Source organism: Alteromonas sp. DY56-G5, assembly GCF_041414725.1.
Taxonomy (GTDB): Bacteria; Pseudomonadota; Gammaproteobacteria; order Enterobacterales; family Alteromonadaceae; genus Alteromonas; species Alteromonas macleodii.
In genome coordinates this window covers 87,603-104,998 of the sequence record NZ_JANHZQ010000002.1, presented here as the reverse complement: position 1 = coordinate 104,998, position 17,396 = coordinate 87,603, and the positions used below count along the sequence as shown (strand labels likewise).

The 17,396-nt window shown below is 46.0% G+C and carries 12 protein-coding genes; 10 read left to right on the top strand and 2 right to left on the bottom strand.

The features are described 5' to 3' along the window. The first annotated feature begins 124 nt into the window (after positions 1-124). From NO989_RS01375 to NO989_RS01330, 10 genes are all read left to right on the top strand, one after another. Positions 125-1,390 carry an amidase gene (locus NO989_RS01375; protein WP_278346852.1) on the top strand — a complete coding sequence of 422 codons (1,266 nt, stop codon included), beginning with the start codon at positions 125-127 and terminating at the stop codon, positions 1,388-1,390. A gap of 168 nt (positions 1,391-1,558) precedes the next feature. Next, positions 1,559-3,136 carry a gamma-glutamyltransferase family protein gene (locus tag NO989_RS01370; protein ID WP_278343552.1) on the top strand — a complete coding sequence of 526 codons (1,578 nt, stop codon included), beginning with the start codon at positions 1,559-1,561 and terminating at the stop codon, positions 3,134-3,136. Between the two features lie 72 nt (positions 3,137-3,208). Beyond that, positions 3,209-4,027, top strand: a complete 819-nt coding sequence (locus NO989_RS01365; RefSeq protein WP_371341926.1) for a sulfite exporter TauE/SafE family protein — start codon at positions 3,209-3,211, stop codon at positions 4,025-4,027. Positions 4,028-4,037: 10 nt separating this feature from the next. Then, complete coding sequence (locus tag NO989_RS01360) at positions 4,038-5,306, top strand: alanine--glyoxylate aminotransferase family protein (protein WP_283622603.1); 1,269 nt, start codon at positions 4,038-4,040, stop codon at positions 5,304-5,306. Beyond that, positions 5,299-6,543, top strand: a complete 1,245-nt coding sequence (locus NO989_RS01355; RefSeq protein WP_014978988.1) for an allantoate amidohydrolase — start codon at positions 5,299-5,301, stop codon at positions 6,541-6,543. The genes NO989_RS01360 and NO989_RS01355 overlap by 8 nt, the downstream gene beginning before the upstream one ends. A gap of 36 nt (positions 6,544-6,579) precedes the next feature. After that, on the top strand, positions 6,580-6,945 hold the full coding sequence (locus NO989_RS01350) for an AraC family ligand binding domain-containing protein (RefSeq protein ID WP_014976207.1): 366 nt from the start codon (positions 6,580-6,582) through the stop codon (positions 6,943-6,945). Between the two features lie 216 nt (positions 6,946-7,161). After that, positions 7,162-8,640, top strand: coding sequence for an adenosine deaminase (locus NO989_RS01345; protein ID WP_371341925.1), 1,479 nt, complete (start codon positions 7,162-7,164; stop codon positions 8,638-8,640). Positions 8,641-8,642: 2 nt separating this feature from the next. After that, a complete protein-coding gene (locus NO989_RS01340) occupies positions 8,643-10,220 on the top strand; it encodes a nucleobase:cation symporter-2 family protein (RefSeq protein WP_334039488.1) in 1,578 nt (525 codons plus the stop codon). A 241-nt stretch (positions 10,221-10,461) separates the two neighbouring features. Beyond that, positions 10,462-12,897, top strand: a complete 2,436-nt coding sequence (locus NO989_RS01335; RefSeq protein WP_371341924.1) for a TonB-dependent siderophore receptor — start codon at positions 10,462-10,464, stop codon at positions 12,895-12,897. A gap of 131 nt (positions 12,898-13,028) precedes the next feature. Further along, the gene (locus NO989_RS01330) at positions 13,029-14,165 is read left to right on the top strand and encodes a purine nucleoside permease (protein WP_371341923.1); all 1,137 of its coding nucleotides are present in this window, start codon (positions 13,029-13,031) and stop codon (positions 14,163-14,165) included. A gap of 14 nt (positions 14,166-14,179) precedes the next feature. Here the strand turns inward: NO989_RS01330 and NO989_RS01325 are convergent, their stop codons facing one another. Together NO989_RS01325 and NO989_RS01320 are read right to left on the bottom strand one after the other, a co-directional pair. After that, the gene (locus NO989_RS01325; protein WP_371341922.1) at positions 14,180-16,183 is read right to left on the bottom strand and encodes a hybrid sensor histidine kinase/response regulator; all 2,004 of its coding nucleotides are present in this window, start codon (positions 16,181-16,183) and stop codon (positions 14,180-14,182) included. Between the two features lie 159 nt (positions 16,184-16,342). Then, positions 16,343-17,263 (bottom strand): diguanylate cyclase domain-containing protein, encoded by a 921-nt coding sequence (locus NO989_RS01320; RefSeq protein ID WP_371341921.1) that lies wholly within the window; start codon positions 17,261-17,263, stop codon positions 16,343-16,345. Positions 17,264-17,396 lie beyond the last annotated feature (133 nt).

The following is a 17,396-nucleotide window of genomic DNA, read 5'->3' as shown; positions in this document are numbered from 1 at the left end:
GAGAATAACGTACTTACTAAAGTGCCCAGTGAAGCAACGTTCGTTTCTCTTGACTTTTTAATGAAACAGTTGTTTCATTAATCTAAAGACGAATAAAGAAACAATAACGAATAAGTAACGCGCTGTGAGCTCTCCTTTTGTACTGAAGCCCTGTGATGCCAAGTTCACGCAGGCAATTAAAAACCTAGAAATCGCATTCAGTCTTGACGGTAGTGTTAAAGATGACGCATTTTCGGCGTCAGGAAAAGCGCTGAATCAGGCAAAAAGTCAAAGTAAATTGCCGCTTAGCGGACTAGGTCTGGCAGTAAAAGATTTGTTTCACATTGAAGGATTACCAACCGCAGCAGGAAATCCTGATTGGTTAGCCACACACTCGATTCCGAAAAACACAAATCGTTGCGTAGCAAAGATGCTTCAAGCGGGCGCCGCGTTCAAAGGCAAAACCATCACTGATGAACTTGCCTACAGTTTACACGGGCAGAATAAGCACTACGAAACACTGGTAAACCCAGTGGCACCAGCTCATATACCTGGTGGTTCTTCGTCAGGTTCAGCGGTGGCCGTTAGCGCGCACCTTGCCGACATAGGGCTTGGCACCGACACCGGCGGCTCTATTCGCGTACCGTCTAGCTATCAAGGGTTATGGGGGCTTCGCACCACGCACGGCGTTGTGGCCTGCGACAATATGGTGGCACTTGCCCCGTCGTTTGATACCGTGGGCTGGATGACACGCGACCTAAACACGCTGACTAAAGTTGCCAATGTCTGCATAGATAGCGCAACACAAAGTGAAATATCAGGTTCGCCTCGATTTGGCATAGCAGCGCATTTATTTGAGCAGGCCGCTCACAAATCGCTGTGCAAAACATGGCTTGCAGCGCTGGCAGATAACAACGACTGTATTGTATTGTCAGAGACACAGCTAGATTTAAAAACCTTACAAACTGCCGCTACCTTTCGTACCTTACAGGGCAATGAAATATGGCAGCAACATGGCGAATGGATTGAATACACTCAACCCGATATCGCCAAAGATATAATGTTGCGCTTGAATTGGTGTAAAACCATAACAACGCAAGAAGTAGAACAAGCTAAAGCGCAACAATCTGTGGTAATCAATCATTTAAACACGCTGTTTGAAGAAATAGATGTATTGATTATTCCCACGACACCCGGTGTAGCACCTCGATGTGATGCCGATGAAACAACGCTGGCAAATGATAGAAACGCTCTGCTCGCACTCACGGCGATAGCTGGGCTTGCGGGATTACCCCAACTTCATTTGCCGTTGTTTACCCTACACAACGCCCCGTGCGGATTATCGCTAGTGGGCAAAAAAGGCAACGATCTTACACTTCTCGCGTTAGCAAAAAAGTTAACCACTCGCTAAACGTGTAAAGCGCGCCTGTTTTTTTAAGTTGCACTTAAAAAAAGCATTAGCGCCCTATCGCATTCAAGTTGAAACTAGAAAGCGGAAGTAAGACCTAAGCGCCCGTCATTTTGCCTGATTTGGGCTTAAACTGACTGCGCGGTTGCCGAGTTTTTGAAGGAATTAAAAATGAGTGAAAAACCAAATATAGCGTTTACTGCCCCTCACTTTGCGGCATCGCAAGTGGGCTTGAACATATTAGAAAAAGGCGGCACCGCTATTGAAGCTATGGTAGCTGCTGCAGCATCTATCGCGGTTGAATACCCGCACATGAATGGCATGGGCGGAGATGGATTTTGGCTAATCAGTGAACCTGGTAAAAAGCCGATTGGTATTGATGCATCTGGCGTAGCAGCAAAGGGCGCGACACCTTCTTTCTACGAGGGTAGCGATGCCATACCGAGCCGAGGCGGAAAGTCAGCATTAACCATGGCAGGCGCAGTTGCTGGTTGGCAAGCCGCGCTTGAATTAAGTCACAAATGGCAAAGCGGTTTACCGTTAAGCACATTGTTCGATACGGCGATTAGTCAAGCTAACTGGGGGATTGAAGTTACCCAGAGCTTGGTGGATGCCAGCAACAAAACCTTTGAAGAGCTAAGTGCGGATGAAAATTTCGCTCAGTTTTTGATTAAGGGGAAAGCCCTTAAAAAAGGTAAAATTTTAAAGCTAACAAAGCTCTCTGAAACTTTGAAGCATTTAGCAGAAAAAGGGTTAGATGATTTTTATCACGGTGAGTTAGCTTCACAGCTGGCTGAAGACTTAGAAGCCGCCGGCTCCCCTATTCGTCTTGAAGATTTTAACAATTACAAAGCGACAATTGTTGAGCCATTGTCAGTGTCCACCAGCAAAGGCAAGCTTTATAACTTGCCGGCGCCCACACAAGGTGTGGCGTCGCTCATTATTTTAGCCTTGTACGACAAAGTTCAGCATTTAGGCAGCACCGATGCTGACATGGTGCATTTACTTATTGAATGCACGAAACAAGCCTTCATTGCGCGTAACGCGAACGTAACCGACCCATCTCGTACGCCTGTTAGTCTTCAAAGCCTGTTAAGTGACGATGTGCTTGATGAAATGGTGAAGAACATCTCATTAGATAAAGCACTTCCTTGGCCCCATGAAGCCAAGCACGGCGATACTATTTGGATGGGTTGCTGCGATTCTGAAGGCCGAATGGTGAGCTACATACAGTCACTTTACTGGGAGTTCGGCTCGGGCGTAGTGAGCCCGCAAACAGGCATTGTTTGGAACAACCGTGGCACTTCGTTTTCACTCGATCCAAACAGTAACCAATATTTGACCCCAGGCTTGAAACCATTTCACACACTTAACCCCGCTTTCGCTGAGCTTGTTGACGGTCGACGCATGAGTTACGGCACCATGGGTGGTGAAGGTCAGCCTCAAACCCAAGCGGCGCTGTTTGCTCGTCATGTCTACCACGGCCAACCTATCGCCAAAGCTATTTCCCTCGGCCGTTGGCTACTTGGTAGAACCTGGGGCGATCAGAGTCACAACTTAAAAGCAGAGCGTGACTTAGTTGAGTACGTAGGTGAGAGCTTACTGGCACGGGGCCACGATATGGTGACGGTAGATCCTTGCAACGAACTCATGGGTCATGCTGGTGCAATCATTCGCGACACAGAAGGTACAGTGAGTGGCGCAAGCGACCCAAGAAGTGACGGCAAAGCCTACCTTGGACACCGCTAGTTTATTCGCAGTGGCTACGACGCAGCACTGACAAATAGTTAAACCAATAAACGTTAAAGAGAAAGAAATCACATGCAGTTTTTAATGGATAACCTAACGGTTATATTATCGCTTGCGGGAACAGGCGTTTTCGCAGGCATATTAGCAGGTATGCTTGGCGTAGGTGGCGGTATTGTCATCGTGCCAGTACTGTTCTTCTTGTTCCAAGCTCTTGGTGTGTCCCCTGAGAGCGCTATGGTCATAGCCACGGCAACGTCTCTGGCAACCATCGTTCCTACTTCAGTAAGCTCTATTCGTGCTCATCACAGTAAGGGCAATGTAGACTTTGTATTGCTAAAAGCGTGGGCAGTGTTCATTTTAATTGGCGTGCTTGCCGGAAGCTATGCGGTGACGGCTATTAACCCGACGTTCCTTACCTTACTGTTTGGCATTATTGCAACCTTGTCTGCCATGAATATGCTCATTGGCAAGAAAGACGCGCTATTTAAGGGGCTACCGGGCCGCGCGGGTCAGTCGATTATGGCAACCTGCATTGGGCTATTCAGTTCTATGGTAGGCATTGGTGGCGGTACGTTAACCGTGCCGACTCTCACATTTTGTAACTACCCAGCACACAAAGCGGTAGGCACCGCTGCTGCAGTCGGTTTGATTATTTCGCTTCCAGCGGCGCTTACGCTGCTATTTGTTGGTACCACTCCTGTTGATGCGCCCTTTGCTACGTACGGCTATGTAAACTTGCTGGGGTTTGTCTGCATTGTTCCGCTAACCGTGTTATTTGCGCCTGTCGGTGCAAGCATAGCCAATAAGCTAGATGCTGGCTTACTTAAGAAAATCTTCGCCGTTGTTCTCATCATCACTGGCTTGCGCATGCTAGCGCAAGTGCTTATCTAGGAGTGCCCACATGTCTAAAGAAGCTTCTAACAGAACGTTTGCTCCACTATCGCCGCCGCCTCGCTTGCTAATGGGCCCGGGCCCAATTAACTGCTACCCCCGTGTGTTAAGCGCGATGTCTACCCAGTTAGTAGGTCAATATGACCCTGTAATGACTGGCTACATGAACGAGGTCATGCAACTTTACCGCGATGTTTTCAATACGAAAAACCAGCAAACCTTCTTGGTCGACGGTACGTCGCGCGCTGGAATTGAAGCTGTATTGGTATCGGCAATTGAGCCAGGCGATAAAGTCCTCGTACCTATCTTCGGGCGTTTTGGGCATTTGCTTGCTGAAATTGCAGAGCGCGCCGACGCTGAAGTTCACACCATTGAAGTGCCGTGGGGCGAAGTGTTTACGCCTGAACAGATTGAAAAGGCGATAAAAGACGTAAAACCAAAACTGCTTGCCATTGTTCAAGGGGATACGTCCACCACCATGCTGCAACCGCTTGCAGAAATTGGCGCGATTTGTGAAGCAAACGATGTGTTGTTTTACTGCGATGCAACAGCGTCAATAGGTGGGAACCCGCTAGACGTTGATGCTTGGAAATTAGATGCGGTGTCAGTTGGCCTGCAAAAGTGCTTAGGAGGCCCATCAGGCAGTGCTCCTATTACACTAAGCGACAAGTTTGTTAAAACCGTGCGTACCCGTCACCACGTTGAAGCCGGCATTCGCGATGCTCACCATGAAGCCGCGCGTGGCCCTAAAATTCGTTCTAACTACTTCGACTTGCCCATGATCATGGATTATTGGGGCGAAGAGCGACTAAATCACCACACCGAAGCAGCCAGTATGCTCTATTGCGCCCGTGAATGCGCGCGCCTGCATTTAGAAGAAGGCCAGGAGAACGTGATTGCTCGTCACAAAGTAGCGGGCGACGCCATGCTAGCCGGTATTCAGGCCATGGGACTTGAGCCCTTCGGCGACCTGAAACACAAAATGTACAATGTTGTAGGTGTTCATATTCCCGAGGGTGTTCATGGCGAAGAGGTACGCGAAACCTTACTTCTGCGTTTTAACATTGAAATAGGCACTAGTTTTGGTCCGCTAAAAGGAAAAATTTGGCGCATTGGCACTATGGGCTATAACGCCAGAGAAGATGCCGTGTTACATACCCTCCAGTCCCTTGAAACTGTGCTTCGTATGCAAGGGTTTGCGCTACCTGCTGGTAAAGGTGTAGATGCTGCGCTTAGCGTTTATGCTAAGGCTAAAGCGGCGGGAGTCACCAATGGGTGAATTCGCAGAATTTGCTGAATTGGCTACGCAAGTCATGGCAAGGTGCGAAACATTAGGCACCTTAAGCCAGGACCCAGCCTGTCTAGACCGGCGCTATTTGACCGAACAACACAAGCTTGCAAATCAACTCGCCTCAGGGTGGATGATTGAAGCCGGAATGACCACCTGGCAAGACGCCGTTGGCAATATATGGGGGCGCTATACATCAAGCGTGCCCAACGCACCGCGATTAATTCTAGGTAGCCACCTCGACACTGTGCCTAACGGCGGAAAGTACGACGGCATGCTAGGCGTGGTCGCCGCTATTTCGCTGGTCGCTATGTTTGACGGCACGCAAACCAAGTTCCCTTTTCATATCGATATTGTGGGTTTTTGTGATGAAGAAGGCACGCGATTTGGCACCACCCTTTTAGGAAGCCGCGCGCTCACCGGTAAGTGGCAAGAGCAATGGCGTCATCTAAAAGATGAAAATGGCGTGAACTTAGAGCAAGCCATGGCGAACTTCGGCCTTAATTTCGACGCAGTAAACAGTGCCGCCATTTCCCGTACCGACATTTTGGGCTACATAGAGCTTCACATTGAACAAGGCCCTGTTTTAGAGCAAGAAAATCTGCCTGTTGGCGTTGTCAGTGCTATTGCAGGTGCAAAACGTTTTAATTTTTCAGTAGAAGGCATGGCGGGTCACGCTGGCACTGTGCCGATGTCTATGCGACGAGATGCGTTGTGCGCAAGTGCAGAGATGCTATTGGCTGTCGAGAGCATTAGTTTGCAGCGTCCGGGCGTTGTGGCCACGGTAGGTAAAATTGAAAATGCGCCAAACGGCGTTAACGTCATTTCTGGTCGCACACGTTTTTCTCTCGATATCAGAAGCGAAGATGATGAATTGCGCGATTCTGTCTTGGCAGAAATATTGCAAAAGTTTGATGCCATTGCGCATGCAAGACAAATAACGCTAACACAGGAGCAAACCCACAGCGCGCCCGCGGTACATTGCGATAGCCAGCTGAAAGAAGCACTCGTTCGGGGGGTAGAAGAAAGCGGGATTAAGCCAAGAGTCCTTGCCTCGGGAGCAGGTCATGACGCTATGGCTATTGCTGATATTTGCCCTGTGGCCATGTTGTTCACACGTTGTAAGGGCGGAATAAGTCACCACCCTGCAGAATCTATTACCATTGATGACGTGGCCGCCAGTTTGTCAGTACTTTATAAAACCATTAGCAAGCTCAAGCATACGTAGTGGTCAAATCAGTAAAGTTTTAATGAAGGGTTAATAATGAAAATAACAAGGATTTACAACGATGAAGCAGGCAAAAGTCATTTTGGCGAAGTGGAGATTGCGCTAAAAGACGGCGGTCCTATCGGTATGCTTTCAGAGAAATTCGGTGCAGATAAAATAATTTTTCGCGAAACGCCCGCAGATTATGATTTTAAGTGGCATCCAGCGCCGGCGCGACAACTCCTTTTCATTATTAAAGGGCGTGCTGAATTTACGGTGTCTAACGGTGAACGTCATGTGTTTGGAGCAGGTGACGTACTATTGCTAGAAGACACAGAAGGCGAAGGCCATTGTTCCCGCGCAATGTACAATGAAGTACGCCACTCAATTTTTGTGACGTTAGATGAAGGCGTAGTCCTATAAAACGACCGTTCGCACTGCTTTGAAAAAATGCGCTAATTTAGCGCATTTTTTTGTTTAGGCACCAAAATGGGGCTTACAAATTGCCTAATTATTTGCTCCTGACCCAAATCCACATAAAAAACAATTTAAAACAACAGCTTAAAAACACATTACTAAGCAGACCAACTGGTCAATATCTTGCAACCATAGAGCAACTATTGCTAAGAAAAATTGCTCATGTCATTTGTTGTACGAACCCTGTTCATTTTGTCTTTATCCTTTGTTGGTCTTTATTCCGCCGCAAGCCCCTTTCCTACTGAAGAAGACGCAAACGGATGGTTTAAGCAATATACACAGTCATTGACCGACTCACAGACCTATCAACTACTTAAACAGTTTCCAAAAGGCGGTGACTTGCACCATCACTTATCAGGTTCGGCGTACGGCAAATGGTGGTATGAGCTAGCAACTAATCAAGCGCTAAACGGTGGCTATCAGTACTTCACTAAGATAAATCATAGCGAGTGTGACTCGGCACCGTTGTTTCATACTATTTCTAACACTACCCACTCTAAACTAACGAAATGTGAGCAAAAGCAATATAAAGCGCTGAATGCCCTAAGTAACAAAGAGCAAGAAGCGTTTATCCATAGTGTTGAACTTGATAAGCCAGAAGAAGGTCGAGAGGAGTTTTTTGAGTTTCACTGGCAGCGTTTAAGCGAGCTTACTCAAAACCCCTATATTACAGCGCAGGTTCTGCTTAGAAACATGGAGCTGTATCAACAAGAAAATGTGCGCTATTTAGAAACGCAAATGAACGTTAGGTTTATGAATCGCGCAGACGGGAGCCGCTTTCCCCCTGCTGGAGCGCTTAAAGTTATTACAGACATGCTCGATAGCGAACCAGCGAAAGCTACTGGTGTCACCGTTCGTTTTCAATATGCCTTGGTTCGTTTTACTGACAACATTGAAGCTCAACTAGACTGGATCTTCAAATTCGTAGACGCCAATAGAAAATGGTATGTAGGGATAAATTTGGTTGGCAGGGAGGATGATCCTCGAGGTCAACCCACGCGCTTTTTAGCCCCCATAACGAGACTTAGAGCTCAATATCCAGCCATTCGCCTCTCCTTTCATGCAGGTGAATCTGAGCATGCAGATACCAATATTCGCGACACCTTATTGTTAGGCGCAGAGCGAATAGGCCATGGCATTAATCTGCTAAAAGATCCTTCAACGTATTTGCTCATGCGCCATAACCGCTATTTGATTGAAACCAATTTAATTTCAAACCTAAAGTTAGAATACATCGATGATTTGAGCGCTCATCCCTTTCCTCAACTTTTAAGAACCGGTGTACCCACTGCACTTTCAACCGACGACCGAGGGATGTGGGATGCCACACTCACAGATGAATATTACCTGGCGTTTACCCAGTTCAATCTAAGCTGGAGTGAGTTAGTTACATTAAGTCAAAACAGTATCAAGTACAGCTTTTTGCAAGACGAGAAAAAAGAGCAACTACTTACTGAGCTAAACCGAGATCTAACACAGTTTTTAGCCTTAATAGCGGAAAGCGCTGACCAAATACCTTCTGCAAACAGCAAAGTACAACCTCTTAACAGCAACGTGGAACGCTACAGTGATTTCATCTGCGAGTTTGCCGCCTCGGTCTGCGCCAATGAAGGAAATAACAAGGAAATAACAAGGAAATAACCATGTCTTCAAATCACAGCGAACTACTTTACGATTTACATGATAGTCCGGCATTTCTTCCTTCACTTACCGCGGCATTTCAGCATTTACTTGCAAGCTTCGTCGGTGTCATTACCCCGACTCTTATTGTTACATCAACACTGGGCCTTACTGAATACACGCCTTATCTTATCAGTATGGCCTTGTTTGTAAGCGGCTTAGGCACGGCAATTCAAACAAAGCGTATAGGCCCAGTAGGCAGTGGATTGGTAGCCATCCAAGGTACCAGTTTTGCGTTTATTAGCGCGTTGATACTGGCAGGAAATCAGGTCAAGGCGGATGGAGGAACACCCGAAGATGTCTTGTCTTTGTTGTTTGGATTAACTATGGCGGGTGCCATGGTCGAAGTGGTGTTTAGTCTATTTGTACATAAACTCAAACGTATCATTACACCATTAACTACAGGAATTGTAATAACCGCTATTGGGCTAAGCTTGATAAACGTCGGCATGACTGATCTTGCGGGCGGCTTTCACGCCGCTGACTTCGCCAGCACAGAAAACTTAGCCGTCGGCCTTGGCGTGTTACTCATTATTGTTTTCTTGAACGCCTCAACAAATCATTGGCTGCGTTTGAGTGCCATCTTTATAGGTATGGCGATTGGCGCAACCTATGTCGGCATTACAAAAGGATTAGATTTCAGCGGCCTTGCTTCGCTTTCCGTCGTAGCGATCCCCACCCCTTTTGCCTTTGGCATTGCATTTGATATCACTCTCTTTTTACCTATCGCGCTCATCTATTTGTTTAGTGCAATAGAAACGGCCGGCGACTTAACCGCAAATAGTCTTTTCTGTAAGCAGCCTGTGAGCGGTCCGATTTATCTTGCAAGAGTGAAAGGCGGCATTTTGGGCGACGGCGTTAATTCGTTACTTGCTGGGATGTTCAACACCTTTCCAAATACTACATTTGGCCAGAATAACGGGGTTATCCAATTAACCGGCATCGCCAGCCGTAAGGTCGGCTTTTTTGTTGCAGCGCTATTCGTTGTTATTGGGTTCTTCCCCATTGTAGGTGGCGTGCTGCAGGCTATTCCCAAGCCAGTTCTTGGCGGTGCTACTCTGGTTATGTTTGCCATGGTGGCCGTGGGCGGCTTAAAGCTATTAGCCAGCTACGCACTTGATAGGCGCAGTAGTTTGGTGACAGCGTGTGCGCTAGGTATGGCGATTGGTGTAATGATGGTACCAGAAGCCCTTTCTGAATTGCCTTCATGGCTTGAAAATATCTTACTTTCCCCAGTAACCTCGGCCGGCCTTACCGCCGTCATCCTTGATTTAACCTTACCTGGAAAAAAGCCCCTTGCTTCCCCACACGCTAGTGCACAAAAAATTGAAAGCAGCACTGGCGTTGCTCAGGACAACCCTGCTTACGAGCCTATTCACAACCCAAAGCTAGAAAGTAGCCGTAGGGCGCCGAAAGCACTCAATGAAAAAGCCGTTGTAAACCATGAGGTTGTTAAGCAATCAGCACACTCGACATCCATTTTAAGTATAGACGGAGAACCGGGCGTAACCTCTGCTCTTTTTAGTGCAAAAGCTCGCTAAAAATCACCTTATAAGTGCATGCATTTATGCGATTGAGTTTATTTACATAAAAATAACAACACAAGAACAACATTATATATTTTTATCCCTATAATTCAGCAACTTAAGAGAAGGCTAAAAGTTGACCAACTGGACAAGTAGTTGGCACTCATCCTGCTAACTCTCTTGCCAATAACAAAACGCATATAAAAATGCGTGAATAGAGCCCTAAAAAGGGGCAACTAAAAATAACGAGGAAACCATGAAAAACACTACATTCAATTTATCTCCTCTAGCAAAAGCTATTGCAATGACTACCGCGGTCGCGCTATCGTCGCAAGCTTTTGCTCAAGAAGAGACAGAGATTAAAGAAAAAGACGTTGAAAAAATTCAGGTAACAGGATCCCTTGGGAGTCTTCCTGGCCAAGACGTTGAGTCAGTTTTTGGCTTTGGCAAATCTATTCTTGAAACCCCCCGTTCTGCATCGACTATTTCTCAAGAACAGATGGAGCGCTTCAACGTTTCTGACATTGACGAACTCGTCGCGTTTGCACCAGGCACATTTACACAATCATTCTTTGGTGTTGCGGGTTCTCTGGATGTGCGGGGCACGCCTGGGGAAACTTACTTCCGCGGTGTTAAGCGCTTGGACAACCCAGGTAACTACCCTACGCCTATTGGCGCGTCCAGCCGAATTGACATCGTTCGTGGTCCGGCATCACCTATTTACGGCCCGTCAAAAATTGGTGGTTATCTGAACTTTAATCCTAAGTCTGCTCGTGCGTCATCGGGGCAGTATTTAGATGCACCAACAGGCGCGTTGTCTTACACAACGGGGTCGTGGAACAAAAGCATTTTAACTGCAGAAGTTGGCGGACCGACTAGTGTTGCCGGTAAAGAAATGGGCTATTACATATACGGTGAGCTAGAAAACTCTGACAGTTACTACGACAATACCCAGACTGATCAAACCGTACTTCAAGCATCATTTAATATCGATATTACCGATAACCTTCGTTTCGAATTTGGTGGTATGTACCACGACTACGATGGTAACCAAGTGGCCGGCTGGAACCGATTAACTCAGGAGTTAGTTGACGACGGAACCTATATTACAGGTACGGCTCAACCATTAGATACGGACGGCGACGGTCAAATCAGTCACGAAGAATATGCTGAAGTCGCCGACTTGATTTCACCGTTTATTTTCACGCCAGCTGTCCCATTAGATTCGGTTACAGGCGACTTTTTCGATCCTCTAATGGCATTACAAAACCCAGGTACTACGACCTTAAGTGGTAGCCAAACTTTGGTAGCACCTGATGACCAACTTGGTAACGAAGCCATAACGCTTTACTTCGACACCATTTACTACACGGATAATTGGGAAATTCGCAACCAGCTTTTCTATGATGCATACGACAACATAAACGAAAATGCTTATGGCTTTTCACAATTCCATGACAGCTGGGTTATAGAAGACAAACTAATTTTTGCGACAGAATATGAGAACGACGGACTATTAGCGCAATTTCAATTTTCACCATCTGTACGCTATACCGACTTTGAGCACGGCGATGACTTTACTTACGAGTTCTTTAATCGTCGCGACCTAACCATGCCGTCTTCAGCGCTCGATCGCCGCCTTTTGTCTACCCGCTCGGGTAAAAACTACGACAACTATGACGTAGGTAATTACTTAGACTTAGGCATTGCTGCAATGACCGATTTAACTTGGGACTGGGGTTTAAACTTAGTACTAGGTTTACGATACGACACTATTGATATTGAAAGCACATCGCGCACGGATTTACTTTTGGGTGCTACTGGAGATGAAACACCAGTTTATGCTGAAGAAACCGTAGATGGATGGTCTTGGAACGCTAGTATTTCATATGAATTTGAATTTGGCCTTATTCCTTATATCACTGCAGCAGAGCAAGCTACCCTTGTTGCAGGCCAGGGCGCCGAGATTGGTGTTGGCCAACTCAATCAACCTGGTGGTGGCGGTGCATTCGACACCTCTGAGCTGATGGAATACGGTATTAAAGGTTCTCTCGTTGACGATACACTCTATTTTGCCCTTTCATTCTTTGAGCAAGAGCGTACCGACTTCAATACTCAGAATACGGTCACCAACAACACAACCAATAACGAAGGCACCGAATTTGAACTTCGTTGGGTAGTCAATGAGAACCTTGTTGTTTCTGCTGGCTATACAAATATAGAAGTTATCAACTTAACTGCACTTGCCAATGGAAACCAATTTGGGTTCTTAGGTGCTGACGATTTAGTTGCTCTTGATGATCCTTCGTTAATTTTTGGCGGGAACGTAGTAGGTCTTAACCTTGTTGGTGAAGGAGAAACAAACTCTGACGGACGAAAGGCCGGTATTCCTGAAAATATTTACACGCTGACAGCAACCTATGACTTCCAAAATGGTTATGCTGCCAACGTGAGTATTGTGGATGTGGATGAGGTCGCGTCTGGCTACTCAGCTGCAGTGACACTTCCAGCCTACACGTTAGTCAATGCTGGCTTGTCATATCAGGCGGAAGATTGGTCGTTAAACTTAACCGTTAAAAACTTAACTGACGAGCGTTATTTCCGCTCTAACTTCCCTGATCTATTTGGTAGTCAAATTGTACTACCTGAACTACCGCGTCACTGGAATGCTAAATTTACTTACTCATTCTAAGTTCGCATACTCTTTGAGCGTGGTCGTGCCTCATGTGTAGATTGAACGTTCGACACACGCTCTCAGGCCTGTAAGTTTTTTCGATAAGAAGCCCAGTTTGATAATGCTGGGCTCTTTTTTAGGAGTACTAAATGCATCTTTCTTTTTATCCACTGCTTAAACAAAAACGGTCTGCCTTTTTCAACGCTTTGCTTATATTGGCTATGTTTTTGGGTTTCTGTAGCAGTAGTTATTCTGCCAGTGTTAAAACCGATGACGCTAAGCCGCCAATGAAAGTGAAGGTTGTTGTGGTAAGTATGTTCGAAATTGGCAGCGACGAAGGCGACGCTCCTGGTGAATTTCAATTGTGGAAGGCTCGCCAGAAACTCACAACCCAATACCCTTTGCCTCATGGCTTTCACGATATTTACGCCAATCCTGATACAGGTGTAATCGGTATGGTTACGGGAATGGGCATTGCGCGCGCTTCAGCAGCAATAATGGCACTAGGTCTTGATCCTCGCTTTGATTTATCCCAAGCCTATTGGCTGGTCGCAGGGATCGCGGGAGTCGACCCAGCGGATAACACCATTGGAAGTGCAATTTGGACCGATTACGTAGTTGATGGCGACCTAGCACATCAAATTGACGCTAGAGAAATTCCGTCTCAGTGGAGTACGGGTTATTTCCCCCTCTTCACTCATGCGCCCTTTGAAAACGCTGACGCTGTAGACGTAAACAACAGCCCAAATGGCGAGGTGTACGCGCTGAACTTACCGTTAGCAAAGTGGGCCTATTCGTTGACAAAAGACACCAAGCTTTTAAACAACGAAGCGATGGATGCACTGAGAGCCAAGTACACCAATTCAGCTAATGCGAGGGCACTTCCCAATATATCTATGGGTGCGCATTTATCTGCTTCTACTTTTTGGCATGGCGAAAAACTAAATACGTGGGCAAACGATTGGGTGGCATACTGGACGCAGGGCAAAGGAAATTTTGTTACCTCGGGCATGGAAGACTCAGCAACACTTCAAAGCTTGAGCTACTTGGACAATGCAGGGTTAGTCAACAAAGACCGCTTACTTATTCTTAGAACGGCGAGCAATTTTACCATGCAGCCACCATCGTTGAGCGCTGCGGAGAACCTAAAGTTAGAGAGTTCTGGCGATGGATATGCAGCAATGGGAGCCGCTATAGAAGCCGCCTATAATGTCGGCTCGCAGGTTACAGACTATATTGTAACGCATTGGGAAACCGTAAAAGATACGCCCCCTTCAGCGGAATAAACGTACTTTAACCTCTACGCTGTCACTGATTTTGCATTTAGTGCATGGCGCACCTGAAGGGTAACGTCATTTTGTACCACGGGCTTGGCAAGAAAATCGGTCATGCCCGCATTGCTACAATTAGTTTTATCTTCAGGCGTTGTATTTGCCGTTACAGCCACAATACGACCGTGTTTGGGCAATAAGTTTTCTTGGACAATAATCTTAGTAGCACTTACCCCATCGAGCACTGGCATAGCGCAATCCATAAAAATAATGTCGTATTTTTTAGCTCGGGCCATTTGAACGGCCACTTCGCCATTTTCGGCTTCATCTGGAAGGTAATTAAACTTCTCTAGCATGGATGCAAGCACGAAACGGTTTATGTCGTTGTCATCAACAACCAAAACGTTAAGAGGAACGCTAAGTAGGTCTGAAGAGAGGACAACGTCACTCTGCTTTTCTTTATCTAAAACTGCCATTTCTACAGGTATAGCAATATCGAAACAGGAGCCTTTCCCTGCGCTTGAACGCACTTCAAGCTCGCCATCCATTTTGCCAACAAGTTGATTGACGATAGACAACCCTAAACCGTTTCCATTTAACTCTTCAGAGGCACTGGCGGTGTCGTTTTGAAATGGTCTAAAAATACGTGACAATATTTCATCACTCATGCCCACACCAGTGTCTTCAATTGACGCAAGTAAAATAGGCACATCGCCTTGATGCTTTAACGTAACTTGCACCGAAATATACCCTTTTGGCGTAAATTTAACCGCGTTCGATAGTAAATTTGTAATGACTTGACTGATTCGGGCGGCATCTCCGTGAACATAAGTGTTTTCGTCAAAAGACAGCACCGCGTAAAGCCTTACGCCTTTCTCTGCACATTTTGTTTTAAATACATCTAGGATATCCTCAATTAACGAACGCGCACAAAAATCGCTATATTTTAGTGAGAATTCGCCGTTAATGATGGAGGTGTAATCCAAAACATCGTTTATAAGAGACAATAAGCGGTCTGCGCTATGAAGCGCCACATCCGCTTTGCGCATTCTCACATTTTCTTTATTTTCGAACTTGAGCGCCTGCAGCATGCCGGTAATGCCATTAAGCGGCGTCTTTAATTCGTGGCTTATACGAGATAGCAACATGCCACGTTCTTTAGACGCAGCTTCGGCTTCTCTTCTTCTCTCTTCCAATTCGAGTCTAAGTTGCACCGACTTATTTACGTTTTGGCAAGTCCCAAACAAACGAATACACTTTCCGTGCTTCATCTCAGCCATGCCGTGGGTTTCTATCCAAACCGAATTACCTTTGGCGGAGACAAGTTCAAGCGTTGCACTCCACGGTTCACCCGTAGCCACTGTGTGGGAGACAATGCGGTTTATCTCATCTCTATCAAACCCCTCTTTGTAGAAGTTGATAGCTGTTTCTAATGTGGGTACAAAGTCTTCTGAGACTTCGTGAATAAGCCGAGTTTGTGAAGACCAGCTAAGTGCATTAGTGGTCAAATCAACTTCCCATGTGCCTATGTTCGCTACACTTTGTAACTTTTCGTACAACGTGTTTTGATTGGTCTCTGCTTTTTCGAGATGAAACTTATCCAACATCACGCTCAGGCAATCGTCTAACAGCGACAGCTTGTCGAGGTTTACCGACTGTTCCGGGCACGCATTAATAAAGACTAAGCAAACTTGGCTTCCATCTAGGGTATGAACACGGCCTCGAATGTATTTTTCGGCATTAAAATAAGTAGAAAACCATTGTTTAAATGCAGTAGAACACTTAGCGCTGTTTACAGGGAAACAGTGGTCTACAGGCACACAGGTAGAGAAAGAAGGGACCGACTTAAAGTTGGGTGCATACGCCGACGAAGCTTTAACCAACATATTAACTGTCTCTTCGTCCAGCTGTAAAAGTAAACCTTGAAACACGCCAAACGAATCGCAGCCTCGCTGTACCAAATTGGTTAGCGATGCCTTCAACTGGTGTTCCAGTTTCACATTCAAACTCGATTGTTCGTCAAAATAAACCATGGTTCGCTACCCAAGCGTAAAGACCACAAGATTCTTGCCGCCTTGCTCGATTCGTGCACAGCGGCCCCGCATTTATAATGATAGCTTGGGATTTGAATACGGGATATTAAACAATAGGCTAGAAATTCTATTTTTATGATGGGATATTGGGCGATGGCCTCAGCCCTTGGCTTGGTTTCGCCCTAATTCTTTTGCTTCAAACAGTGAAATGTCAGCGTCTTCTATAAGCGCAGCCACATCGTCTTCAACCACATCCGTAGCTTTCCAAACTGCAAAGCCTGCACTTATTGATACGCGGTTTTCTATCCCTTTACCATGTGGAATTCTTGCTTTGGCGACAGCCTCAACAAGCTGATGTGCCACTAGCTTTGTGCCCTGATGGTCGATATAGGGGAGGACGACTAAAAACTCTTCGCCGCCAAAGCGAATAACGGCATCTTTCGGCCGTTTAACCGTATCCGATACAATTTGCGCCACTTTTTGAAGACAAATATCGCCTTCGAGATGCCCGTACGTATCGTTGAAAAGCTTAAAATAATCGATGTCGATCATTATTGCTCCAACCGTACCTTTGTCTCTCGCAACTTGCTTAATGAGTAACGGAATTTCGTTGGTTAAGTACATACGATTGTACAAACCCGTTAGCTGATCGTGAAATGTCATCATTTTAAGGAATTCGGTGCGAAGCTTATTTTGCAGATGTGTTTTGATGCGATGCGTTAACGTAGAAGCGTTAACCGGTTTCATGACAAAGTCTGACGCCCCTACTTCCCAGCACGCATTTTCACTCTCAATATCCATTGTAGATGTAACGAAAATGACGGGGATATGATTCGTTTCAGGCGAGGCTTTTAGAGCGCTACAAACATCTAACCCACTAATGTCTGGCATGTTCATGTCAAGCAGGACTAGGTCAGGAAGGTTTGCCTCGCAGTAGGATATGGCTTCTTCTCCTGACTCGGCTGTAGCACAGGTAAACACCAACTCTAGGATGGATTCAAGCAGCATTCGACTCATCGGCTCATCGTCCACAATAAGTACGTTACACTCTGTGTAGGGTTTTATTTCTTTTCGATTCATCGGGTACTTTTATTATTACTACATCAAGGTGACCATTCTCGCATGCATTGTTATTACTCTTACAATATCAAAGTAATAACAACGTTTTACGCAAGTCTAACACCTTACATCCAAATTTGTATCGAAAAGTCAG